The organism is Janthinobacterium sp. LM6, from assembly GCF_002002885.1.
Taxonomy (GTDB): domain Bacteria; phylum Pseudomonadota; class Gammaproteobacteria; order Burkholderiales; family Burkholderiaceae_D; genus Janthinobacterium; species Janthinobacterium kumbetense.
Genome location: NZ_CP019510.1, coordinates 4,451,989 through 4,474,093, shown reverse-complemented (window position 1 = coordinate 4,474,093; position 22,105 = coordinate 4,451,989). Strand labels below are relative to the sequence as shown.

Here is a 22,105-nt window from a genome sequence, read left to right as displayed (position 1 = left end):
TTGCACTGCACTCTTAGACTTCGCAGCGTTACTTAACGACAAAAAGAGGGAACTAGAATGAAGAAGTCCGCAACTGCAGCAGCAATCGTTTTGGCCGCCATCGGCGCATTCGCCGGCAATGCAATGGCGCAGGAAAGCCCATGGCTGGTGCGTGCGCGTGCCGTGCATATCGATCCGGCCAATAAATCCACGCCGGTCTTGGGCGCTGGCGCATCGGACACGATACACGTCAGCAGCAAGACGATTCCTGAAATCGATATTTCGTATTTCTTTACCCCCAATATCGCTGCCGAGCTGATCCTGACGTATCCGCAAAAGCATGACGTCACCCTGGGTGGCAAAGATATCGGCACGTTCAAGCATCTGCCGCCGACCCTGTCGCTGCAATACCACTTCATGCCGGAAAAACAGTTCAGCCCATATGTGGGTGCAGGCGTGAACTACACGAATATTTCGAGCGTGAAACTGCTGGACGGCGCCGGCCGCCTGGAACACGACAGCTGGGGCTTCTCGCTGCAAGCCGGTGTCGATTACAAACTGGATAAAAACTGGTCGCTGAACTTCGATATCAAGAAAGTACAGATCCGCAGCGACGTCTTCGTCGGTGCGGCCAAGGCCAGCGAAGTCAAGATCGACCCTGTCCTGATCGGCGTCGGCGTCGGCTACCGCTTCTAAGCCTGGCATGACAGCGTCCGCACGGCGCGGACAATAAAAAAGGACGGCCTTTGCCGTCCTTTTTACGTTTGGTGCACGCCGTTTATTTTTTCAGCGTCTTTTCCAGCGCCAGCTGGTAATCCGTCTTTTCGTAGCCGGCCAGGTATTTGTTCGTCGCGTCGAGGAAGGCGCGCGAGCGGTAGGCCGCTTCCAGGTCCTTGACCCATGGCTTGGCCTTGTCGGCCGTGCGGATGGCGACCAGGTTGATGTAGCTGTCCGAAATCTTTTCCACGCTCAGGGCCGACGTCAGCTTCATGCCGGCGGCCAGGGCGAAGTTACCGTTGACAAAAGCGAAATCGGCGTCGGCCAGCGAACGTGGCAGCTGCGCCGCTTCCAGCGGCACCAGTTTCAGTTTTTTTGGATTTTCCAGCACGTCGCGCTCGGATGCGCGCAGCGGATCGACGTTCGGTTTCAGCTTGATCCAGCCCATCTTGGCCAGCATCACCAGCGCGCGCGCCTGGTTGGTCGGGTCGTTCGGCATGGTGATGGTGGCACCGTTCTTGACTTCCGCCAGGGTTTTCTGCTTGCCGCCGTACAGGCCGATCGGCATGGTCGGCACGGTGATCAAGGAGCTCAGTGGCAGCTTGTTATCGGTGGCGAACTTGGTCAGGTAGACGATGTGCTGGAACACGTTGGCGTCCAGCGAACCTTCGGCCAGCGCGTAGTTCGGCTGCACGTAGTCGTTGAATTCGACGATCTTGACCTTGTAACCCTGTTTTTCCAGGATAGGCTTGATGCCCAGCTTCAGCTGGTCCGAATACGGGCCGGAGCTGGTGCCGATGACGAGTTCTTTCCGGTCCTTGGCGTGGGCGGCGGTGGCGAAGGCCAGGCTGGCTGCGGCCAGGAGCAGGTTGCGGCGAATGTGGTTCATGCTTTTCCTTGTACTGAAATACTGAATATGAATTAACGTTTGTCGAGGCGCTTGGCGATGCGCGTGCCGGCGAACTGGATGGTTTGCACCAGCACGATCAGGATGGCCACGGTGGCGACCATGATGTCCGTCTCGAAGCGGTAGTAGCCGTAGCGGATGGCCAGGTCGCCGATGCCGCCGCCGCCCACCACGCCGGCCACGGCCGAATACGACAGGAAGCTGATCGACAGCACGGTCAGGGCCAGCACCAGACCGGAGCGCGCTTCCACCAGCAGCACGCGGAAGATGATCTGCATTTCCGAGGCGCCCATGGCGTGCGCCGCCTCGATCACGCCGCGCGGCACTTCGCGCAGGTTCTGTTCCACCAGGCGCGCCAGGTAGGGAATGGCGGCGAACGACAGCGGCACGCTGGCGGCCAGCGGGCCGATCGAGGTGCCCGCGATGATGCGCGTAAACGGCGTCAGGGCGACGAGCAGGATGATGAAGGGGAAGCTGCGCACGGTATTGACCAGCCAGCCGAGTATCGTCGACAGCGGGCGGTTTTCCAGCGACTGGCCTTCCGAGACGAGGAACAGCAAAATGCCCAGCGGGCCGCCGATCAGGATGGCGGCCGTCAGGCCGATGCCCAGCATGGTCATGGTCTGGCCCAGCGCCACCCAGATTTCCGGCAGCAGGTTGATGACGTTATTGATCGATTCTTCAAACATGTGTTGCATCCTTCCATGCGGTGGCTTCAAACGCCTCGGTGCCGTAATAAGCCAGCTCGCGTCCCAGCGCCGTCTTGCGCGGGGTGGCCGTGTCGCTCAAGTCGAATTGTTCGGCGATGGCGCCGCTTTCCACGACGGCGACGCGGTTGCAGATGGCGCCCAGCACCGACAGCTCATGGCTGACGATGACGATGGTCACGCCCAGGCGCGCATTGATGTCGCGCAAGGTGTCGAGCAGGGCGCGCGTCGTTTCCGCGTCCAGCGCGGACGTCGGCTCGTCGCACAGCAGCACGTCCGGGTGGCTGGCCAGAGCGCGGGCAATCGCCACGCGCTGTTTCTGCCCGCCGGACAATTGCGCCGGATAGCTGTGCAGCTTGTCGGACAGGCCGACGAGGGCCAGGCATTCCTCGACGCGGGCGGCGATCTGCTCGCCCTTGGTGGTGCCATGGATTTTCAGCGGAAAGGCGACGTTGTCGAAGACGCTGGCGTTTTGCAGCAGATTGAATTGCTGGAAAATCATGCCGATATTCTGGCGCGCGTCGCGCAGTTCGCCCTTGCTCAAGCTGGTCAATTCGCGCCCGGCCACGGTAATGGTGCCGCTGTCGGGACGTTCGAGCAGGTTAATCAGGCGCAGCAAAGTCGATTTGCCGGCGCCGCTCTTGCCGATCAGGCCGAAAATATCACCGGGATAGACTTCCAGCGTGACCGATTTGACCGCGTGGAATTGTTCGCCCTTGGGCAGCGCGAAGGTCTTGTTTGCGCCATCGATGCGAATCACCGGCGTACGGTGTGGTGTGGTCATGCAGTGTTTCCTTTTTTATTGGACCGTGACAGGCGCGCTTGCAGGGGCCAAATCGCCCAGCCTGTTACGTCGGTTGCGTAGTATACCTCCGATCGTGTTATTACTCCTACGACAGAATCTTGCTTTGAATATGCAAATAATGTCTATATGGGTGTTTGGCGAGAGTAAACGCGGTTTTTGTGCGTTCAGCCGATGGAAAATTCGACGGGAATCGATAATTCCAGCGGCTCCGGCCGTTCCTTGGGGATGCGCGGCAGTGGCGCCGCCCGTTGCAAAGTGTCGAGCGCGGCCTGATCCAGTGCTGCGGAACCGGAACTGCGCTCGATGGCGGCCGCCAGCACCTGGCCGTCGCGGTCGATGCGGCAGCGCAGATACACCACGCCCTGTTCCTGCTTCGCGCGCGACGCCGTCGGATAGCGGCGGAAGCGCTCCATGCGCGCCAAAACCTTGCCTTCCCAGCTCGATACGCCGCTGCGCAGCTCCTGTGGCGCGGGCGGCAGGGCAGGCGAGGGCGGCGCCGCCGCGACGGACGCCGTGGCCGCCGGTGCCGGCGTGACGGGGGCAGGACGCACCTCGGCGACGGCCGCGATGGCCTCGGCTTGCGGCGGCATGGGCGCGGCATCCGGCTGCGGCGGCACGAATTGCGGCAGGGCTGGCGCTGCCTTTTTGGCAAGGGCGCGCGACGGCGCGGCCGCGGCGCTGGCCTGTTCAGCAAGATTCTGCTCCAGAGGGCGGGGCGGGGCGGCGGCCGGCAGGAACAGCAGCATGGCCGGCTGCGCGGAGTCGGGCGCGATGGCCAGCACGGGGGCTGCCGGCGCGCGGTGGTACACGGCCCATCCCAGCAGGGCGCCATGCATGGCGAAGACCGTGGCGATGGTCAGCGGCTTGTGCCAGTCCGCCGGCGGCGTCTTTTCTGCTGCCGGCGCCGGCCCTTCCGGGCGGCGCAGCAGATAGAGGATGACGGCGATTTCCATCGTTGCCACGAGGACGATGACCCACCAGGGCGGATGGCCGAGGCACATGGCGACAAAGCCGATGGCCATGCCCAGGCAAGCGAGCACCTTGCCGCGGCGCGACACGGCGCGGTGTTCGCGCCACTGGCGCAGCGGCGCGCCGAAGCGCGGGTGGTGCAGCAGCCAGTGTTCCAGGCGTGGCGAGGTGCGGCTGAAGCAGGCCAGCGCCAGGATCAGGAAGATCGTCGTCGGCATGACGGGCAGCAGGGCGCCGATCACGCCCAGCGCCACCATCAGCATGCCGGCGGCCGTCCAGGCCCAGCGGCGCAGCCGTGCCGTATGCGCTTCCGCGCCGGCCTGGATTACTGGCTCTTCCATCAGGCGCAAGCCTCCACGTGGCCATGCATGCGCAGGAAGGCGGCGCGCGCGCCGTCGATCACGCGCGTTTCCCCGGCGGTGTCAAGGACAGCCGTATCGAGCACGGAGGTAAACTCGCGCCAGTGGCGCGCGCGCCCGTCCGGGTGGCCGGCCAGGTGGCGCGCGCCATGATGCTCGTCCAGGCCGATCTTGCCGGCCAGTTTATACAGGATGGCCGCGCCCAGCTTCGAGCCTTCGCTCACGTACAGCCAGCCCAGCGCCGTGGCCAGGTCCAGTTGCGCGTCGAACGGCGGCGTGGCCGCATCGGCCGGCAGGACGGTGCCCAGGTCGTGCAGGTCGGCCGCGATGCTGGCGTAGCGGCGGCGCTGTTCCAGGTCCGGCAGCAGGGCGGCCAGCTGCGCGTTGTCGTACAGCGCGTCGACGTCGCGCAGGAACGCGTACTGCGCCTGCAGGAAGCGGGCGTAATTGTTGCGGCTGGAAAACGGCGCGCTGGCCATGATGCGCTGGTCGAGCAAGTCGTGGGTGGCCATGGTATCGGCTTTCAGGCGCTGGCTGCGGGTCGGGACTGCGTTAATCGGAACGGCGTTCAAGGTGCTGGTGCTGTCGCTTGCTGTATGCATGGAATATCTGCTCTCTATTATAAGGATGAATCAAATCAGAAACGTACGCCGAGGGTGACGCGCGCCGTGCGGCCCGGTCCCGGCATCAGGCTCAGGGTCAGCGGATCGAGGTAGTAGCGGTCCGTCAGGTTGTCCAGCGCTACGTCGACGGTGGCGTTGGGCGTGATCTTGTAGCTGGCGAACAGGTCGGCCAGGGTGTAGGCCTGCGTCAGCACCTGCGGCGAGGTGCCCGTCCACGACTGCCACACGGCCTTGTCGTCCTGGCGCGCCAGCGGATGGCCGACGTGCGTCAGGCGCGTGCCGACGGTGAGTTTTTCCTGCAGCCAGCGCGTGCCCAGGGTCAGGTTGGCGCTCAGCTTGGGCTGGATATGGTTGCTCACGTAGGAACTGGAAAAGCCGATGGGCGAGCAGTCGGGCGTGTTCCAGATATCCGATTCCCACTCGCTGGCCTTGCGCAAATAGGCCGCCGTGGCCGCGTCGCAGATCAGGGTCTTGCGGTTCCAGGTGCCGGAAAAGTCGGCAAACACGCTACCCCGGTCATATGACGACTGCAGTTCGATGCCCGAGACGCTGTACTTGTCCGTATTCGCCATCGAGAAATTCTGTGCGTAGGCCGGCAAGTCGGGAATCGGACGGCGCGTGATGTAGCCGTGGGTGACGTTGTCGAAATACGCCACGCGCAGGCGCAGCTTGTCGGCGGCGCTCCATACGCCATCCTTGATCACGCTCACGCCGATCTCGCGGTTGTGGCTGCGCTCGGCGTTCAAGGGCGATGAATACGTGGCCGAGAAGCCTATCGTCGACTCGTACAGGCTGGGCATGCGCAAGCCGCGCGCGTCGCGCAGGAACACGCTGACGCTGTCGGACAGGCGCGCCGTCAGTGCAAACGTGGGTGCAAATCCGTGGTCCTTGCGGCGGATCGGCTTGCTGTAGCTGAACAGGCCGGGGATGGCGTCGCGGTAGACATAGTCATTGCCGCTCCAGTCGGCGACCTGGGAGACGTCCAGCGGCGCCGGCTCGGCGCCGTAGTTTTCCACCATGCCGCCCACCAGCGCGGGATTGGTGGCGGGCGTGAACCGGCCCTGCGCATCCTGGTACCATTTCGCGGCGCCGATCTGATCGCCGTCCTTGTCCCACATGGTGACCCACTGCCAGCCCTGCGGCTGGTATTGCTGCTCCGCGCGGCGGTTGCGGTCGCGCGACTCGAAGCGCTGGAAGCGCCCGCCCGCCTCGACACTCAGCCAGTCGCGCGCCTGCCACTGCAGCGAGGCGAAGGCGCTTTGCTCATGGCGTTTGCCGTTGCGCAGCGTGTGATTGGCGTTCAGGTCGTCGTCGAGGATGCGCACGCTGTCGGCCGGGCCGATATCCTCGTTCTGCAGCGACAGGCCGTAGTCCAGCTTCAGCGCGCCCATGCCGGTGGCGAAGCGCGAGGTATTCGTCAGGTCGGCGCCGACCCTGCGCGCCTGGTTCTTCGCCAGGTACAGCACTTCCACGCATTCCTTGCATTCGTGGTCGCCCGGATTGGTCTTGCCTTCCAGCGGATTGCTGAAGATGTCGCCGTTGCGCGACTTGCTCTGCATGTCCGTCAGCCACAGGTTGGCCTTCAGGTCGATCAGGTTCTGGCTTTCCGGCTTCCACTCGTAGCGCGCCGTCAGCGCGTTGGTGCGCACCTTGCTGGGGTCCCATTGCGGGATGCTGCCGGTGCTGTTGCGGTAGATTTGCGAGGGCATGATTTCGCCATAGCTGCTGTCGAAATAGCGGTAGCCCAGCTCCAGTTTCTGCTCGTGCGGCAGGCGCAGGTTGGCCTTCAGCAGGGCCGAGGTGGTGCGGTTGGCCGTGTTCAGCACTTCGTCGCCTTTCTTGAAGAACTGCGTCACGCCACTGTCGTCGCCCCATTCGTTGAGCAGCTGATAGCGTTCGAAGCCGCGCGTGCCGGCAAAATAATTGCCGATGCTGCGCTGGCTGACGGCGGCCACCAGGTCGTAGTCGTCCTGGCGTGTGGCCACGGCGATGCTGCCAAAGCCGCTGCGCGGGTCGCCCAGCTTGTTGCGGTGCGTGCGCGGCGCGCTGCCGAAATCGTCGGGCGCCGTGACGCTGTTGTCCTGGATGCCGCCGCGCAGGCGCACGCCCGTGCGCTGGCCCGGCCGCAGGATGTCTTCCGGGCGCAGGGTCTGCATGCTGACCATGCCGCCGATGGCGCCCGCGCCTTGCGCCGACAGGTTCGGCCCCTTGTCGATGCGGATGGCGCTGATAAGGTCAGGGTCGATGTAGCTGCGGTCGGCGATGCCCGCGTAGCCGCGGTAGACGGTGGACGATTGCAGGCTGCCGTCGATCAGCACGGGCACGCGGCCCTGGCCCTGCATGCCGCGCACGTTGACGTCGACGGCGCCGCTGTTGCGGCTGTCGCCCACCTGCACGCCGGCCACGCCCTTGAAGATGTCGGCCGGCGAGGTGCCGCGGAAGCGTTCGATCTGCTCGCGCCCGATGTAGGCGGACGATGCGGACGTGACGTAGGGCAGGTCCGCCGGATCCGTGTCGTCCGCCTCGAACGTGCCGCTGCCGCCCTGGCCATTCACGCGCAGGGTGCCGATCTGCACGGCGCCTGCGGCGACGGGGGCGGGCGCGCTGATGATGATGGTCGTGCCGCCTTGCAGCTGCGCCTGCAGGCCGCTGCCGGCCAGCAGCTGGCGCAGCGCCTCGGGCAGCGAATGCCGGCCTTGCAGCGGCGCGCTTTGCCGTCCCTGCGTCAGGCGCGCGTCGGCCAGCAGCACCATGCCGGCCTGGCGCGCCAGTTCGTTCAGCGCGCGGTTCAAGGGCTGCGTCGGGATGTGCCATTCGACCTGCGCCGCCGGCGCGGCGGCGGCATGCACGGCGGGCGTGGCGAAGGCCAGGGCGATGGCCAGGAAGAGGGGAGACAGGCGGGCGTGCAAGGGAGGGCGCGGTGGAGTCATATGCATGTTTTTCCTATGGTGGTGTGGTGATCCTTCATAGTTAAAACGAATGAGTATCATTTACCCTGACGTGCGGATGCATTTTATTTCGCTGCATGTGGAATACATCAGCGGGCGAGAATGTGCAGCTTGCCGTCCTGGCGCAACAGGCGCACGGGCAAGGCCAGGGGCAGGGCGGCGGCAAATTGCGCCGGCAGCTTGGCGTCGAAGCTGCCGTTCAGGCGCAGGCCGGCCAGGGCCGGGTCGTCTAGCACGAGGCCCGAATCGCCATAGCGCTCGAATTCGGCCAGCGCTTCGGCCAGGGTGGCGTCCTCGAAATCGAGGCGCCCGGCACGCCAGTTGCCCACCGCTTGCGCGCTGACCCTGGCCAGCGCTTGCACGCCGTGCGGCGTGACGGTGACCGTGTCGCCCGCCCGCAGCACTGCGGCATGCGCGCCGGCTTCGCTTTCCACGCGCACCGTGCCTTGCGCCACGCTCACCTGTGTCGTGGCGCCCACGTGGCGCACTGAAAAATGCGTGCCCAGTACCGTCGCCGTGGCCGCTCCCGCGATGACCTGGAACGGACGCGCCGGGTCGGCGTGGACATGGAACATGGCCTGGCCGCGCAGCAGGCGCACGCTGCGCCGGTCGCGGTACAGGGCCACGTCGACGGCGCTGCCGCTATCGAGTTCGATGCGGCTGCCGTCGGGCAGGACTTGCGTGGCGAACTGGCCGCGCGCCGTGCTGTAGTCGTGCTGGAAGCCGGGGCGCTGCAGATGGCCGGCCAGCGGCCAGACCAGCAGGCCGCACAGCAGCAGGCAGCCGCCGGCCAGCGCGCCGCGCGGCGGGAAGGAGGCCGCCTGGCGCAGCCGCTGCAACAGCGATGACGGCGTGCCCGCCGCCGGGGCGGGCTGGCTGAAGGCCGCCACGCGCTGCGCCGGCAGGCTGGCCAGCAGCGCATCGGTGCGGGCCAGCGCCTGCCAGGCCTGCTGGTGGCGAGGGTCCGCTTCCAGCCATTGCCGCCATGCCGCCAGTTCGTGCGCGGCCAGGCCCGCGTCGCGGCGCAGCAGCCATTGCGCCGCCAGGAAGTCGATGTCGTCGGCCGTCGTGTCTTGTGATGTCATGTGCTGTTTCATAGCGTATCCCGCTCGGGCAAGCCTTTTTTACAGGCGAGCATGCCGTTGATGATGTGTTTTTCCACCATGTTGACGGAGATACCCATCTGCGCGGCGATCTCGATCTGGCTCAGGCCATCGAACTTGTACAGCGCGAAAGCCTGGCGGCAGCGCGGCGGCAGGGCCTCGATGATGGCCAGCAGGCGTTCCATGGTTTGCCGGTCGTGCAGCCGTTGCTCGGGTTCATCGGCACGCGGCGCGCGCAGCTGCAGGTGCGGCTCGTCGAGCGCGTCATGGGGCCGCCTCTGGCGCAAGCGCTGTTCGTCGATGGCGATGTTTTTCGCCGTGACGTACAGCAGGGCGCGCTGGCCGCTGTCGGGCGCCGCGCCGCTGTGCAGGGAGGGAGCACCGCCTTGCAGGGGAGGTGCGCCGCCGAGCGGCTCGCGCGCCAGGATGCGGGCGTAGGCTTCCTGCACCACGTCCTGTGCCTTGTCGCGGCATCCCGTGGAGCGCGAAATCAGGCGCAGCAATTCCTGGTAATAGCGTTCAAGCACCGCGCATGTCCCCGTGATCAAAACGAGCCATGATAGCAAGCCCATCAAATAATAACAAGAATCATTCTCATCTATGGTGCAATCTGAGGCGCCGGATAACGCTGGATATTTTTGGCAATGCAGACAATAATCGGCAGCAGAAGGCGCTGTCGCAGAGAATATCGCCATGTATTATCGATTTTATCGATACTAACTAGGTATATTTTCCGTTTTACATCGATCTTCATGCCATGCATAATCTGTTGCAACTGAAGCCAGACAATCAGCCGCAGCCGTCATTCGCCTGCAGCCGGTTGCGGTTTTGACATCCTCCACTTTCTGTTAGGAACCTACAATGAAAAAACTGCTCGCTTTTATCGCCGCCGCCGGCTTCTCGCTGTCCGCCGTTGCCGCTCCTGAAGTCTATGTCATCGATGGCAGCCACACTTTCCCCCGTTTCGAGTACACCCACATGGGCTTCTCGACGCAGCAAAGCCGTTTCAATAACACCACCGGCAAGGTCACCCTGGACCGCGCCGCCAGGACGGGCGCCGTCGAAGTGCTGATCGACACCAAATCTGTCGACACGGGTTCGACCCTGTTCAACTCGCACATCCAGGGCGAAGACTTCCTCGACACGGCCAAGTACCCGGTCGCCACCTACAAGTCGACCAAGTTCAATTTCGACGGCGACAAGCTGGCCTCCGTCGACGGCAACCTGACCCTGAAAGGCGTGACCAAGCCAGTCACCCTGACCGTCACCTCGTTTACCTGCGCACCGCACCCGATGCTGAAAAAAGACGCCTGCGGCGCCAACGCCACGGCCAAGATCAAGCGCTCGGAATTCAACGCCGGCAAATATGCGCCGGCCGTCAGCGATGATGTCACTTTGACGTTCGCCATCGAAGCGATCAAACAGTAAAAACGTGTGACAAAATCTACTGCGCGTCGCGCTTTGCGGCCTGCGATGCTCACCGTGCTCAAGCACGGTTGCGCTTCTTAGTCGCAAATCATCGCCGCTCGCTACGATTTGTGTCAGACGTTTGTGTGGTGCTGAAGAAGTATCACTGCAAACCAAAAAAATGGCGGCGGACTTCGGTTCGCCACCATTTTTTATACCCACCCCCGGCTTTTATGCCAGGTGATACACCTCCTGCTGCCCATACACGGGCGTGTTCAACCCTTCCATGCGCGCCTTCAGCTGCAGCGACAGGTATTGCGAATAGTGGCGCGACTGGTGCAGGTTACCGCCGTGGAACCACAGCGCTTGCTGCTGCGTGGGTTTCCACATATTGCGCTGCTCGCCCTCCCACGGGCCCGGGTCCTTCGTCGTGGCGGAGCCGAGTCCCCACACCTTGCCCACTTTATTCGCCACCTCGGGCGAGATCAGGTCGGCCGCCCAGCCATTCATGGAACCGTAGCCGGTAGCGTACACCAGCAGGTCGGCCGGCAGTTCCGTGCCGTCGGACAGCACGATGGAATGGCTTTTCAGCTCCTGCACGCCGACGCCGCTTTTCAGCTTGATCTTGCCGTCGGCGACCAGCTCGGAGGCACCCACGTCGATGTAGTAGCCGGAGCCGCGGCGCAGGTATTTCATGAACAGGCCCGAATCGTCGTCGCCGAAATCGAGCATGAAGCCCCGTTCTTCCAGCCGCGCATAAAAATCCGCATCGCGCTCGCGGATGGCCTGGAAGACGGGCTTCTGGAAGTCGGCCAAAATCTTGTATGGGATCGAGGCGAACGTCAGGTCCGCCTTGGCCGTCGTCATGCCGGACGCCAGCGCCCGTTCCGAATACAGGTCGCCCAAGGCCAGGTCCATCAAGGAATCGGACTTGACGATGTGCGTCGACGAGCGCTGCACCATGGTCACGTCCACGCCCGCTTCCCACAGGGCGGCGCAGATATCGTGCGCGGAATTGTTCGCGCCGATGACCACCACCTTCTTGCCGGCATACGCGTCCGGCCCCGGATGCTGCGACGAGTGCTGCTGCTCGCCCTGGAACACGTCCATGCCCTTGAACTTCGGCATGTTCGCCTTGCCCGACATGCCCGTGGCCAGCACCAGCTGCTGCGGCTTCAGGGTGACGGGCTGGCCGTCGCGCAGCACTTGCACCGTCCACTCGCCCGTGGCTTCGTCGAAGCTGGCCGATTCGCAGGAAGTCGAGCCCCAGTAGTTCAGTTCCATCACCTTGGTGTACATTTCCAGCCAGTCGCCCACCTTGTCCTTGGGTGTGAAGACGGGCCAGTTGTCGGGGAACGGGATGTACGGCATGTGGTCGTACCAGACGGGGTCGTGCAGGCACAGCGATTTATAGCGCTTGCGCCAGCTGTCGCCCGGGCGCGCGTTTTTCTCGATGATGATGGTCGGCACGTTCAGCTGGCGCAGCCGCGCGCCCAGCGCGATGCCGCCCTGGCCGCCGCCGATGATGACGCAATAGGGCTGGCGCGCGTAGCCCAGTTTGGCCGCTTCCTGTTCGCGGTGCTCCAGCCAGCTGCGGCGGTCCGTGCGCGCGCCGTGTTCCGCGCCCATGGGCCGCCGCCCGCCCTTGGCTTCCTCAAAACCCTTCAATTCGCTCATGGTGGTGAGCAGGGTCCAGATCTTGCCGTCGCGGATGCGGATGAAGCCCACGCCGCGCGCCACGTTCGTTTCCACCGTGATCCAGCTTTGCAGCACGCCGCCCGCTTCCACGGCATGCTCGCCGTCGGCGATGCGGACGGTCACGGGCTGCACGGCGCCCAGTTGCGCGGCCAGCATGGCGGCGATCTGCCCGCGGCCTTCCAGCGTTTTCAAATTCCAGGTAAACAGCACCAGGTCGCGCCAGTAGCCGTCCTGTTCGAACAATTGCGCGGCGCCCGTGCCGTCGCTGGCGCGAAGACAGCCTTCGAGCTGCTCCAGGATGCCGGCCACGGCCAGATCGTGTGGGTTGATATCGGTTTGCATCGTGTCTCCTCCAAGTCTGCTGACTTTATGATGGGATGCGGCTGTGTTGCCGCTGACGATGTTGTAACACCGGCGTTCCGGCCCCGCATCCCGCAGCGCAGCATGGCGGAATGTGAGACGGAAATCTCAGCTTGCCGGATGCCTTACTGGCGGTGCGGCGGCACGATGTGCAGCTGCTTGAGGCGCCGGTACAGGGTGGCGCGCGAGACGCCCAGCATGGCGGCCGCCTGCAGCGGGCGCCATTTGGCGGCGCTCATGGCGTTGACGATGCGCGTGCGCTCGGCCAGCTCCGGCGGCGTGTATTCCAGCACGCCGTCCGCGACGGGCGCATTGCGCGTGGCGCGCACGCTGGCCTGGCGCAGCGGTGCGCGCACGCGGGCGTGCAGCCAGGTGCTGCCGCCGGCCAGGCGCAAGGACAGCAGATTGTGTCCCGCGCGCGCATCGAACAGCCGCTCGGCGCGCACTTCCAGCACGTCGGCGACGGGACGCGGCAGGGTGTCCAGCCCCCCGATGACGTCGCGCGCGCAGCGGTTGGCGGCGACGATGTCGCCATGCTCGTCGATGGCGAGCAGCATTTCCGGCTGCACTTCCACGAAGTGGCGGTTGCGGTGCGCCAGCAGGATGCAGCAATGGCCATAGGACTTCAGGAAAAAGCCGTCCTCGATCAGGGTCGCGCCTTGCCGCACCAGCTGCTTGACCAGGCGCTGGCTGTCGCGCGCATCGGGGGAAGTCAGCGCCGAGGCATCGAGCACGCCGATCAAGTCGCCGTGCGGCGAAAAGATCGGTGCGGCGCTGCACGTGAGGCCCGTGAAGGCGGCGCGGAAATGGTCGGTCTTGTGCACGGTGATGGCTTCCTGGTCGAGCAGCACGGAGGCGATGCCGCACGTGCCTTCCTCCTCTTCCGACCAGCACGAGCCCGGGTACAGGCCCGCCTTCTTGAAATCCTTGCGCTGGTCCGTGTCGACCACGTAATCGATGGTCACGCCGCGCGCATTGGCCAGGATGACGCAGTAGCCCGCTTCGCGCACCATGGCGTGCAGGCGAGGCAGGCACTGGCCCGTGGAGCGCAGAAAATTCTCCTCGGATTGCTGGATGGCGCGCAGTTCGGCGCCCGTCAGGATGCGCGGCCCCGTGGTGGAGGCGGGGTCGAGCCGGTAGTCGTCCAGCGAGCGCCGGTACGATGACGCCAGCCTGGCCGTATCGGCGCCAGGATGGACGACACGGCCCGCGATCAGGTCGCGTACGCGGTCGATATGGCTGGTCTGGCGGACGTAGGGCATGGCGCTCTCCGGTGTCTCGGTATTTTTGATGGTATGCCCGTTTGTAGCATGAAGGCCGGGGGGACGCATTCTGCGCTGCAGCATGGCGCGCACGTGAGACGTTCGTCTCAGCGCCTGGCGCCGCACAGTAGGATGCTTTACAACAATAAAAAAGAGCATCTCTGATAACATTCGTTCAAATCTAAAGTCAGCTATCGCAAGGGATACCTATGGCAACGCAAGCGATGTTCCCGGTGCGCCGCTCACTCGTCCTGGCCCTGCTGGGCTGGAGCGCCGCCTGCTGCGCCGCCGGCCAGCTCGATCCCGAGGGGCTGAGCAGCATGGAAAAGGAAGTGGCCCGGCGCGCCGCCGTCGAGCCGGCCATCGGCGCCGACTGGCAGGTGATGCGTTCCGTGGAAGCGGGCGTGCAGGTGGCCGGCGAGAGCAATCTGTTCTGGAAGCTGTCGAATACGCCGGCGCGCAATCCCGGCTTCGATTTCAATCCCTACTGGTACGAGTTCTATGTCAAGCCGGCGCTCGGTTTCAAGCGCAACCTGGGCGACGGCAAGCAGCTGTATGCGCGCGCGTCGGCCGTCGGCTCGGGCACCTTGCGTCACGATCCGTTTGGCGCGGGCGATACGGGCCGCATCTCGGTCGAGGAATTCGTCGCCGGCATCCGCCTGCCGCTCGGCGGCACGCGCGCCATGCTTGACCTGTCGGCCGGCGCGCAGAATTTCACGCTGGGCACGGGCATGCTGATTGCCAATGGCGGCTCGAACGGCTTTGACCGCGGCGCGCTGAAACTGGGGCCGCGCAAGGCCTTCCAGAATTCCGTGGTGGCCAAGATAAGCCAGGACGCGTTCAGCGCCCAGGCGTTTTACCTCGACCCGAATGAAAACCCCGACAACGATAGCGGCACGCGCGTCGTCGGCGTGGATGTCAGCTACGCGCCCGCGAACGACCGCAAGGCCGGCATCGCGTATGGCAAGGTACCGCGTTCGCATGCCGCGTATCCGCAGGCGGCGCCAGGCGGCATCGGCGCGCCGCTGGCCGTGCCCGATGGCCGCAAGGACTTGCAGTTCGTGTATGGCTACGCGCGCGTTCCCGTGCTGCCCACCATGCTGTCGAAAGGCTGGTTCGGCGTCGATGCGGCGCGCGAATGGAATACGCGCGAGCCGATGCGGGGCTGGGGCTGGCGCACGGAAGGGGGCTTTTCGCTGCCCGACGTGGCGTGGACGCCGAAGTTCACGCTTGGCTACCAGAGTTTTTCCGGCGACGATCCGCGTACGGCGCGCAACGAGCGCTTCGACCCGCTGTTCTTCGAAGGCACGCCGGGCGCCTGGGCTTCGGGCAGCAAGGCGACCTGGGTTTTCGTCAATGCCAACGTGAATGCGCTGCAGGCCACCATCGAGCTGCACCCGACGCCGAAGGACACCGTGACCGCCTACCTGGCCCAGGTGCGGGCCAACCGGATGGGCAGTCCGCTGCAGTTCGGCCAGGCCACGCGCCTCGACGTGCCGGGCGACGCGCCCGTGGTGATCGCGGGCGTGCTGCGCCCGATGCTGGCCAACGACGTCTTCGTCAAATACGTGCGCGTGGTGAACCCGAATACCTACCTGACCCTGGGTTTCAGCGCCTCGTTCGCGCAGTCGGGCGTGAACCAGCTGGTGAACGGGCAGGCCAAAACGTGGACGGGCTGGCTGGCGAACGTCGTATGGGTTTATTAAGTATTCTGATTATCAAGGAGAGCATCGCATGAACGATTTCCCAAGCATGAAACGCCTGGCCCTGGCCGCCGCCTGCCTGGCGCTGGCCGCCGGCGCCTACGCGGCAGAGGCGACGGCGCCGCTGTCGGCCGCCGCCAGCGATCCGGCCGCCTTGCAATGGATGGTGGGCGCGCCGCCGCCGGCCGACAAGATCATCCGCTTCGACGATGGCAGCTATTTCAATTTTCCGCAGCTGCGCTGGAGCGTGTCGCACTTCCGCCAGCTGATGCCGACGGTGGCGGTGGCGCGCGGCTTGAAAGCGCCCGTGCCCTTGAAACGCGCGCTGCGCAACGATATCGACGGCCTGCGCTTCACGCCCCTGGGCGCGAAGGAAACGATGACCTGGGAGCAGTCGCTGGGCGCCAACTACACGGACGGCATCGTGGTGCTGCACCGGGGGCGCATCGTGTATGAGCGTTACCTTGGCGTGCTGAAGGAAAGCGGCCAGCACGGCGCCATGTCGGTGACGAAGTCCGTCATGGGCACCATCGGCGCGGCCCTGGTGGCCGAAGGCAAGCTCGATCCGAACAAGAAAGTGGCCGAGTATGTGCCGGAGCTGGCCAAATCCGCGTTTGGCGACGCTACCGTGCGCCAGGTGCTCGACATGACCACGGGCCTGAAATTCAGCGAAGATTACGCGGACCCGAAAGCGGAAGTATGGCAGCACGCGGCGGCCGGCAGCCCGCTGCCCAAGCCGAAGGATTACACGGGCCCGCGCAGCTATTTCGAGTACCTGCAGACGGTGCGGCACGAGGGCCGGCACGGCGAGGCGTTCGGCTACCGCACGGTCAACTCCGACGTGCTGGGCTGGATCATCGCCCGCGTCACGGGGCAGAACGTCAACGACTACCTGTCCGAGCATGTCTGGCAAAAGCTGGGCGCCGAGCAGGATGCCTACATGACGGTCGACTCGACGGGCACGCCGTTTGCCGGCGGCGGCCTGAATGCCGGCTTGCGCGACCTGGCCCGCTTCGGCGAGATGCTGCGCAACGATGGCCGCTACAACGGCCAGCAGATTCTGCCCAATGCGGCCGTCGACGATATCCGCCGTGGCGGCGACAAGCAGCTGTTCGCCAAGGGCGGCTACGATTTGCTCAAGGGCTGGAGCTACCGCGACATGTGGTGGGTCACGCATAACGACCATGGCGCCTACATGGCGCGCGGCGTGTACGGCCAGCGTATCTACATCGATCCGAAGGCGGAAATGGTGATCGTGCGCTTCGCCTCGACGCCGACGGCAGCCAATGCGGCCAACGATCCTACCACCACGCCGGCCTTCGAAGCGCTGGGCAAGCTGCTGCTGGCCAGGCCGAAGTAAGACTGGCCGCGCGGCTGCATGGCCAGCCGTGCGGCGGAACGGGCACAACTGCAATATACTGTCCTTTCGTCATCATTTATTGCTTAAGTGATAATTTATTTGTTGCACGCAAGGAGCAGGCACCGTGGAAACCAGCCAGCCGGACCAACCGCACCCGCCGCTCTGGCGGCGTCTGCTGTGGCCGGTCGCCCAGCTGGGTTCGGCCTTCAAGCTGACGGGCACGCATCTGCTGCACCACGTGATCGGCGCGAGCCTGATCGCCGCGCTGATGCTGGTGCTGGAAGGTTTTCACGTGCTCGAATGGCTCGATGCTGCCATGCTGCGCGCCAGCGCGGCGCAGGAGCAATTGCTGGACCGGGGCAAGGACCCGGGCGCCGCCTACCGGCCCGGCATCATCGAAATCGACCAGCCCGCGTTTGAACAGGTCTTCGACGAGCGCGAACCGCTGGAACGCACGCGCCTGGAGCAATTGATCGCCAGCGCCGCCGCGCGCGGCAGCAAGGTGCTGGCCATCGACCTGGATCTGGCGCCGGCCGTGTATGAGCAGCACAAGGCGGGCGAGCGGCCGCTCGACAGCCTGCTCGACCGGCTGGCAGCCGATGGCCGGAAACTGGTGCTGATCCTGCCCGAGCAGTCGGACGAGAATGCGAACCTGCCGTGGATACGCGCGCGCTGCACGGCCGGCATCCACTTCGCCAGCCCGCGGATCCGCGAGCGCATGGGCGCCGTCACGCGCATCGAGCTGAAAAGTCCCGTGCTGGCGGCCGTGGCCTTCGAGCTGGCGCATGGCGCCGATGAACAGGAGCAGCAGCAACCCATGCCGGCGGCCCTGTCCGAGCAAAAAGAAGTGGTGGCGCTGGCTGGCCGCGTGTGCCAGCTGGCGCGGCGCACGGGCAGCGAAAAGGAGCTGGCGCGCTGGGCGTTCGAGCCCGTCATCCGCGGCGACGCCAGGGCGGCGGCCGAGCAGAATGCCGTCACGGCGCCGTTTCACCCGGCTGCCGTGGCGCCGGCATTCCTGAATCCCACGCGCACGCGCGTCCAACTGATCGAGGGCCAGGCCGGCGTGGATGCCGGGGCGCTGCGCAAGAACGTCGTGTACATCGGCAGCACGTATGACGTGCGCGACCGCTATACGACGGCCGAAGGCGAGCAGGCCGGCCTGCACCTGCATGCGGCTGCCCACACGTCGCTGGGCATCGGCACGGCCGACGTCAATAAATATGCGGTGTTCGCGGCCGATATCGTCATCGGCGTGCTGCTGGGCTGCCTGTTCGGCGGTCTGTGGACCCTGTACGGCCGCGCCGAACTGGCCATCGACAAGCGCATGGAAGACCATGATTTCAGCCGCCTGCACCGCATGGGCACCGTGGCCGAATTCTATGGCATCCGCCTGATGCTGGCGCTGGTGTGGGCTTCGCCGTTTGCCATCGGCGCGCTGGCCATCTACCTGTCGCGCGGCTTGCTGGAGCAGGGCTGGTGGGTCAACCCCGGTCCGCTGATCGCCGGCATGTTCCTGCACGCGATGTCGCTGCGCGACGAAGCCCACCATCCGCACGAGGAAGTGCCTGGCCTGTCCGTCTGGGCCCAGCTGCGCCGCACGCATCCCGGCATCGTGCTGGTGCAGGCGCCGCTGGCGGTGCTGTTGTTGATCGTCGCCGTGATCTGAAACAGGTGAAATTGGCCGATGGCTTGCCGCGTTATCGTGGCGCGCGCAGCCAGGGCGATCTGGCCGCCGGTGAACGCTGATTAGTCGGTAATGGCGCGCAGGCGCGCCAGCGCGTCTTCCACCACGAATTCGGGCGCGGTTTCGATGCGCTTTGCGCCGCGCGCTTCAAGGTCGAGCATGCGGATCTGGTTGACCAGCGCCACGCCCTGCGTCGTCGTGCCGCTGCCGCTCAAGGACGCGGCAAAGCCCGCGTGGCGGGCAAAATCGCCGCCTTGCGTGATGGGAGCGACCAGCACGACGCCGAGCGCGTTGAAGGCGCTGGTGGATAGCACCAGCGCCGGCCGGTATGTACCGCGCTGCTCACGGCCTTCCGTCGGCTCCAGATTGACCATCACGATGTCGCCACGGCCGAACTGGACGCGCTTTACCATGCTTCGCGGCCTGCCGGTTTGACCTGGCTCCATGCCGCCATGTCGGCCGGTTCTGGCGCCGTGACATCGCATTGAGCCACCAGATCATCGAGCGTAAAGGCGGGGCGCTTGGCTTTCAGGAATATGCCGTCGGGACGCACATCAACCGCCAGCTTGTCGCCCAGCGACACCTTCAGCATGCCCAGCAGTTCTGTTGGCAAGCGCACCGCAGCACTATTACCCCATTTTTGGATGGATAGTTCCATGTGACCTCCTATGTGTCTACATTGTAGATTCATGTGATCGCATAATCAAGGACGCTGCTCACCCGATCAGCTTCAACCCCGGCGGCAGCGCCTCGCCCAGCATGCGCTTGGTATTCGCTTCGTCCAGCTGGGTCACTTCGCTGACCATCGCCTGCCACAGGGGCGGGGCGCCGACGGCTTTCAGGCGGGCGAGGATGGTGGCGCGCAAGTCGTCGGCGATGTCGCGCGAGCGGTCGCCCGTCATGCGCGCCAGGTGGGTGGCCGCGAAGGCGGCCGGTTCGATTTTTTTCCAGTCCAGCGCCAGCAGCACCTGCAGCCATTCGGCCACGGTGGCGCTGTCGACCACTTCGTGCGCGCTGCCGTGGAAGGGTTGGCGCGCGCCGACCCTGGCCAGCGCCCACAGGGTGTTCGTGTCGGCCGCTTCGCCCTTGTTACTGGCTTTCTCCAGGCGTTTCAGCAGCCAGGCGCCCACTTCCGCCTTGTAGGCGCCGGGGATGCGCTCCAGCGAGGCGCCCAGGCGCAGCATGTCGTCGTCGCTGCCGTTCACGAGGGTGACGGGGCGGCTGCCGCGCTGCGCCGCATCGGCTTGCAGGTTGAAGGCGAAGTCGTCGAGCAGGCGCAACTGCTGCTCCGTGCTCAAGCCGCCGGCCACCCGGCGCCACAAAGTCCACCATTCGGCGCACACCTGGCTGTCCTTGTGGTGCTGCACGCCCGTGTCGAACATCGCCCACAGCTGCTCGATGCGCCACGGGTCCAGCGCATCGCCATAGCCGGGACGCAGGCAGTAGCCGGCCAGATTCAGCCAGACCCGTTCATGCTCGGCGGAGCGGCGCCGGCCACGGGCGCGCAGCAGGAGGGCATCGAACAGCTGGCGCAGCAATGGCGTATCCCAGCTTTCGCGCCCGCCCAGACCACGTTCCAGGTGCTGGCGCAACTGGCGCACTTCCTTGACGTCGACCTTTTGCGCCTTGCCGCCGAAGATGCGCTCGATCTTCTCGATGGCTTCCTTCATGCGCGGTGACACGGCTTGAGCCTCGCCACCGCCTTGCTCTTCCTTGCCAGCGCGCAATTGGAATTCCAGCAGCCAGCGCGCACCGGCATCGGCTGCGGCCACGCAATGCACTTCCAGCGTGCCCACTTCCGTCATCACGGTGGCCAGCTGCACGGTGATTTCGCGTTTGTCATTGCCGCCGTCTTTGGCGTGCAGCACGCTGGCCAGCGGCGGCAGGCGCAGGTAGTCGCCCGCGTCCAGGTCGACGATCTCGCCCAGCTGCGGCGGCGTGCCCGCTTCGGCAAGGGACGTGGCCAGGTGGAAGCGCACGGGCCGGCCCAGGCGCAGCGCGAACAGGCGCTCCGTCAGGCGGATTTCCTCGCCGCTGGCGCTGCCACGGGGCAGGATGCAGACGGCGCGGTGGTCCTTGCCCGCTTCGCCCAGCACGAGGAAATAGCTGCGCGGCGAACCGCCGCCGATGCGCGGCGCCTGGCCACGCCGGGCCAGCGCGTAGGCGACAGCGCCACGGGCCACGGCCACGTCGGGATTGTCGTTGTGCAGGATGGTCAGCGGCTGTCCGCGCCAGTGCGCCAGGGTGTCCGCCAGGCGGCGCGCCAATGCGTCGGCGCGGAACACGCCGCCATTGAGCAGCAGGGTGTCGGGCAGGTCGCCCTGCAGTGCCCCTTGATTCTGCTGCAGGAAGCTGGCCAGGTGGCGCGTGATGGCCGCGTCCTGCGCATACGGCAGGCCGAATTCGACGATGCCGGTACGGCCCTTTTTCGCTGTGTCAGCCAGTTCCACCTTCGGGAAGAAGCCGTCGACCACCATGGCCGCCACTTCGTCCCGCGTGACGTCGGCGGAACGGCTGCCGCCTATCAGGCGCGAGCCGGCGCCCAGCAGGGTGACGGTGGTTTTCTCCGGTGCATCGCTGGAGAGCAGCAGCTCCTTGGCGGCGCGGCAGCGTTCCATCAGCTGCGACAAGCGCGCGGCGGACAGCTTCATGCCGCCTTCGCTGCCCGCCGCCATGCGCGTTTCCACCAGGTGGGCCAGCGCCAGGTCCATATTGTCGCCGCCGAGGATCAGGTGGTTGCCCACGCTGCTGCGCGTGAGCTGCGGTTCGCCGTCGTCATCGAAGGCCACGTCGATCAGGCTGAAATCCGTGGTGCCGCCGCCCACATCGCAGACCAAAATGCGGCGCGTTTGCGCCAGGTCAAGCCGCAAGGTGTCGCGCCGGCGGTGCAGGTAATCATAGAAGGCGGCCTGCGGCTCTTCCACCAGCCGCAAGGTGGGCAAGCCCGCCATGCGCGCCGCTTCCAAGGTGAGTGCGCGCGCACCCTCGTCGAACGAGGCGGGGATGGTCAGCACCAGTTCCTGCTCTTCCAGGGGCGCGGCGGGGAAGCGGTGGTTCCACGCGGCGCGCACGTAGGCCAGGTAGCTGGCGCTGGCCGCCACGGGCGACACTTTCGCGACATCGGCATCGGCGCCCCACGGCAAAATCGGCGCCTGGCGATCCACGTTCGCGTGCGACAGCCAGCTCTTCGCGCTGGAAACGAGCCGGCCCGGCACTTGCGCGCCGAGCTGGCGCGCCAGGGCGCCCAGCACGGCATGCTCCACGCCGGCCACGTCCTGCTGCGGCCAAGGCAGCTGCAAGTCGCCCGCCGCCAGTTCGCCGGCGGCGGGATGGTAGCGCAAGGAAGGCAGCAGGGGGCGTGCGCCCACTTCGCCGGGAGCGACCAGCTGCTCGATGGCGAACAGCTGGATGCCCGCCTGCGCATCGGCGGCATTGGCATAGGCGACCACCGTATTGGTGGTGCCCAGGTCGATGCCGACCAGGAAGGCCGGCTTGCCCGCAGTGCCGCGCATGC

18 protein-coding genes and 1 pseudogene are annotated in these 22,105 nt (G+C 65.5%); 5 read left to right on the top strand and 14 right to left on the bottom strand.

Going from position 1 to position 22,105, the window contains the following annotated elements; translation table 11 throughout:
* Positions 1–57: 57 nt before the first annotated feature.
* Positions 58–675: an OmpW family outer membrane protein gene (locus tag BZG29_RS19670; RefSeq protein WP_077406595.1), complete on the top strand. Its 618-nt coding sequence runs from the start codon at positions 58–60 to the stop codon at positions 673–675.
* 82 nt (positions 676–757) lie between these two features.
* On the opposite strand, the gene BZG29_RS19665 is transcribed toward BZG29_RS19670, so the two are convergent.
* The 9 genes and pseudogenes from BZG29_RS19665 to BZG29_RS19630 all read right to left on the bottom strand — a co-directional run bounded on the left by BZG29_RS19665 (position 758) and on the right by BZG29_RS19630 (position 9,644).
* Positions 758–1,585 carry a MetQ/NlpA family ABC transporter substrate-binding protein gene (locus BZG29_RS19665; RefSeq protein ID WP_077406592.1) on the bottom strand — a complete coding sequence of 276 codons (828 nt, stop codon included), beginning with the start codon at positions 1,583–1,585 and terminating at the stop codon, positions 758–760.
* 32 nt (positions 1,586–1,617) lie between these two features.
* A complete protein-coding gene (locus BZG29_RS19660; RefSeq protein WP_046683994.1) occupies positions 1,618–2,292 on the bottom strand; it encodes a methionine ABC transporter permease in 675 nt (224 codons plus the stop codon).
* A complete protein-coding gene (locus BZG29_RS19655) occupies positions 2,285–3,094 on the bottom strand; it encodes a methionine ABC transporter ATP-binding protein (protein WP_077406589.1) in 810 nt (269 codons plus the stop codon). Before BZG29_RS19655 ends, BZG29_RS19660 begins: the two co-directional genes overlap by 8 nt.
* Before the next feature lie 185 nt (positions 3,095–3,279).
* Positions 3,280–3,528: an energy transducer TonB gene (locus tag BZG29_RS28580; RefSeq protein ID WP_253192908.1), complete on the bottom strand. Its 249-nt coding sequence runs from the start codon at positions 3,526–3,528 to the stop codon at positions 3,280–3,282.
* A 549-nt stretch (positions 3,529–4,077) separates the two neighbouring features.
* Positions 4,078–4,341, bottom strand: a pseudogene (locus BZG29_RS28575) (YbaN family protein); the annotation flags it as partial.
* Between the two features lie 83 nt (positions 4,342–4,424).
* Positions 4,425–5,045: a biliverdin-producing heme oxygenase gene (locus tag BZG29_RS19645; protein WP_150131005.1), complete on the bottom strand. Its 621-nt coding sequence runs from the start codon at positions 5,043–5,045 to the stop codon at positions 4,425–4,427.
* A gap of 35 nt (positions 5,046–5,080) precedes the next feature.
* Positions 5,081–8,002, bottom strand: a complete 2,922-nt coding sequence (locus BZG29_RS19640) for a TonB-dependent receptor (RefSeq protein ID WP_171985068.1) — start codon at positions 8,000–8,002, stop codon at positions 5,081–5,083.
* Positions 8,003–8,103: 101 nt separating this feature from the next.
* Complete coding sequence (locus tag BZG29_RS19635; RefSeq protein ID WP_171985067.1) at positions 8,104–9,099, bottom strand: FecR domain-containing protein; 996 nt, start codon at positions 9,097–9,099, stop codon at positions 8,104–8,106.
* A gap of 8 nt (positions 9,100–9,107) precedes the next feature.
* A complete protein-coding gene (locus BZG29_RS19630; protein WP_077406580.1) occupies positions 9,108–9,644 on the bottom strand; it encodes a sigma-70 family RNA polymerase sigma factor in 537 nt (178 codons plus the stop codon).
* A 334-nt stretch (positions 9,645–9,978) separates the two neighbouring features.
* Between BZG29_RS19630 and BZG29_RS19625 the strand changes: the two genes are divergently transcribed.
* Entirely contained in the window at positions 9,979–10,545 is a 567-nt protein-coding gene (locus BZG29_RS19625) for a YceI family protein (protein ID WP_077406577.1), read from the top strand.
* Positions 10,546–10,755: 210 nt separating this feature from the next.
* On the opposite strand, the gene BZG29_RS19620 is transcribed toward BZG29_RS19625, so the two are convergent.
* Both BZG29_RS19620 and BZG29_RS19615 read right to left on the bottom strand, forming a co-directional pair.
* The gene (locus BZG29_RS19620; RefSeq protein ID WP_077406574.1) at positions 10,756–12,564 is read right to left on the bottom strand and encodes an NAD(P)/FAD-dependent oxidoreductase; all 1,809 of its coding nucleotides are present in this window, start codon (positions 12,562–12,564) and stop codon (positions 10,756–10,758) included.
* Between the two features lie 143 nt (positions 12,565–12,707).
* Positions 12,708–13,844, bottom strand: a complete 1,137-nt coding sequence (locus tag BZG29_RS19615; protein ID WP_077406571.1) for a GAF domain-containing protein — start codon at positions 13,842–13,844, stop codon at positions 12,708–12,710.
* A gap of 209 nt (positions 13,845–14,053) precedes the next feature.
* Between BZG29_RS19615 and BZG29_RS19610 the strand changes: the two genes are divergently transcribed.
* The 3 genes from BZG29_RS19610 to BZG29_RS19600 all read left to right on the top strand — a co-directional run bounded on the left by BZG29_RS19610 (position 14,054) and on the right by BZG29_RS19600 (position 18,573).
* The gene (locus tag BZG29_RS19610; RefSeq protein ID WP_077406568.1) at positions 14,054–15,550 is read left to right on the top strand and encodes an alginate export family protein; all 1,497 of its coding nucleotides are present in this window, start codon (positions 14,054–14,056) and stop codon (positions 15,548–15,550) included.
* A 28-nt stretch (positions 15,551–15,578) separates the two neighbouring features.
* The gene (locus tag BZG29_RS19605; protein ID WP_077406565.1) at positions 15,579–16,907 is read left to right on the top strand and encodes a serine hydrolase; all 1,329 of its coding nucleotides are present in this window, start codon (positions 15,579–15,581) and stop codon (positions 16,905–16,907) included.
* Positions 16,908–17,031: 124 nt separating this feature from the next.
* Positions 17,032–18,573 (top strand): CHASE2 domain-containing protein, encoded by a 1,542-nt coding sequence (locus BZG29_RS19600; RefSeq protein WP_077406562.1) that lies wholly within the window; start codon positions 17,032–17,034, stop codon positions 18,571–18,573.
* Positions 18,574–18,653: 80 nt separating this feature from the next.
* On the opposite strand, the gene BZG29_RS19595 is transcribed toward BZG29_RS19600, so the two are convergent.
* Genes BZG29_RS19595 through BZG29_RS19585 form a run of 3 tightly spaced genes read right to left on the bottom strand, consistent with a single transcriptional unit; the run spans position 18,654 to position 22,103 of the window.
* Positions 18,654–19,004: a type II toxin-antitoxin system ChpB family toxin gene (locus BZG29_RS19595; RefSeq protein ID WP_077406559.1), complete on the bottom strand. Its 351-nt coding sequence runs from the start codon at positions 19,002–19,004 to the stop codon at positions 18,654–18,656.
* Positions 18,998–19,249: an AbrB/MazE/SpoVT family DNA-binding domain-containing protein gene (locus tag BZG29_RS19590; RefSeq protein WP_077406556.1), complete on the bottom strand. Its 252-nt coding sequence runs from the start codon at positions 19,247–19,249 to the stop codon at positions 18,998–19,000. Before BZG29_RS19590 ends, BZG29_RS19595 begins: the two co-directional genes overlap by 7 nt.
* Before the next feature lie 58 nt (positions 19,250–19,307).
* A complete protein-coding gene (locus BZG29_RS19585) occupies positions 19,308–22,103 on the bottom strand; it encodes an Hsp70 family protein (protein WP_077406553.1) in 2,796 nt (931 codons plus the stop codon).
* Between the last annotated feature and the right edge of the window lie 2 nt (positions 22,104–22,105).

Excerpts from the sequence above, each read along its gene's own strand:
- BZG29_RS19670 (WP_077406595.1), top strand. The coding sequence starts at position 58 with ATGAAGAAGTCCGCAACTGCAGCAGCAATCGTTTTGGCCGCCATCGGC.
- BZG29_RS28580 (WP_253192908.1), bottom strand. The coding sequence starts at position 3,528 with ATGGAGCGCTTCCGCCGCTATCCGACGGCGTCGCGCGCGAAGCAGGAA.
- BZG29_RS19625 (WP_077406577.1), top strand. The coding sequence starts at position 9,979 with ATGAAAAAACTGCTCGCTTTTATCGCCGCCGCCGGCTTCTCGCTGTCC.
- BZG29_RS19610 (WP_077406568.1), top strand. The coding sequence starts at position 14,054 with ATGGCAACGCAAGCGATGTTCCCGGTGCGCCGCTCACTCGTCCTGGCC.
- BZG29_RS19655 (WP_077406589.1), bottom strand. The coding sequence starts at position 3,094 with ATGACCACACCACACCGTACGCCGGTGATTCGCATCGATGGCGCAAAC.
- BZG29_RS19595 (WP_077406559.1), bottom strand. The coding sequence starts at position 19,004 with ATGGTAAAGCGCGTCCAGTTCGGCCGTGGCGACATCGTGATGGTCAAT.
- BZG29_RS19605 (WP_077406565.1), top strand. The coding sequence starts at position 15,579 with ATGAACGATTTCCCAAGCATGAAACGCCTGGCCCTGGCCGCCGCCTGC.
- BZG29_RS19640 (WP_171985068.1), bottom strand. The coding sequence starts at position 8,002 with ATGCATATGACTCCACCGCGCCCTCCCTTGCACGCCCGCCTGTCTCCC.
- BZG29_RS19645 (WP_150131005.1), bottom strand. The coding sequence starts at position 5,045 with ATGCATACAGCAAGCGACAGCACCAGCACCTTGAACGCCGTTCCGATT.
- BZG29_RS19615 (WP_077406571.1), bottom strand. The coding sequence starts at position 13,844 with ATGCCCTACGTCCGCCAGACCAGCCATATCGACCGCGTACGCGACCTG.
- BZG29_RS19665 (WP_077406592.1), bottom strand. The coding sequence starts at position 1,585 with ATGAACCACATTCGCCGCAACCTGCTCCTGGCCGCAGCCAGCCTGGCC.
- BZG29_RS19635 (WP_171985067.1), bottom strand. The coding sequence starts at position 9,099 with ATGACATCACAAGACACGACGGCCGACGACATCGACTTCCTGGCGGCG.
- BZG29_RS19620 (WP_077406574.1), bottom strand. The coding sequence starts at position 12,564 with ATGCAAACCGATATCAACCCACACGATCTGGCCGTGGCCGGCATCCTG.
- BZG29_RS19590 (WP_077406556.1), bottom strand. The coding sequence starts at position 19,249 with ATGGAACTATCCATCCAAAAATGGGGTAATAGTGCTGCGGTGCGCTTG.
- BZG29_RS19660 (WP_046683994.1), bottom strand. The coding sequence starts at position 2,292 with ATGTTTGAAGAATCGATCAATAACGTCATCAACCTGCTGCCGGAAATC.
- BZG29_RS19585 (WP_077406553.1), bottom strand. The coding sequence starts at position 22,103 with ATGCGCGGCACTGCGGGCAAGCCGGCCTTCCTGGTCGGCATCGACCTG.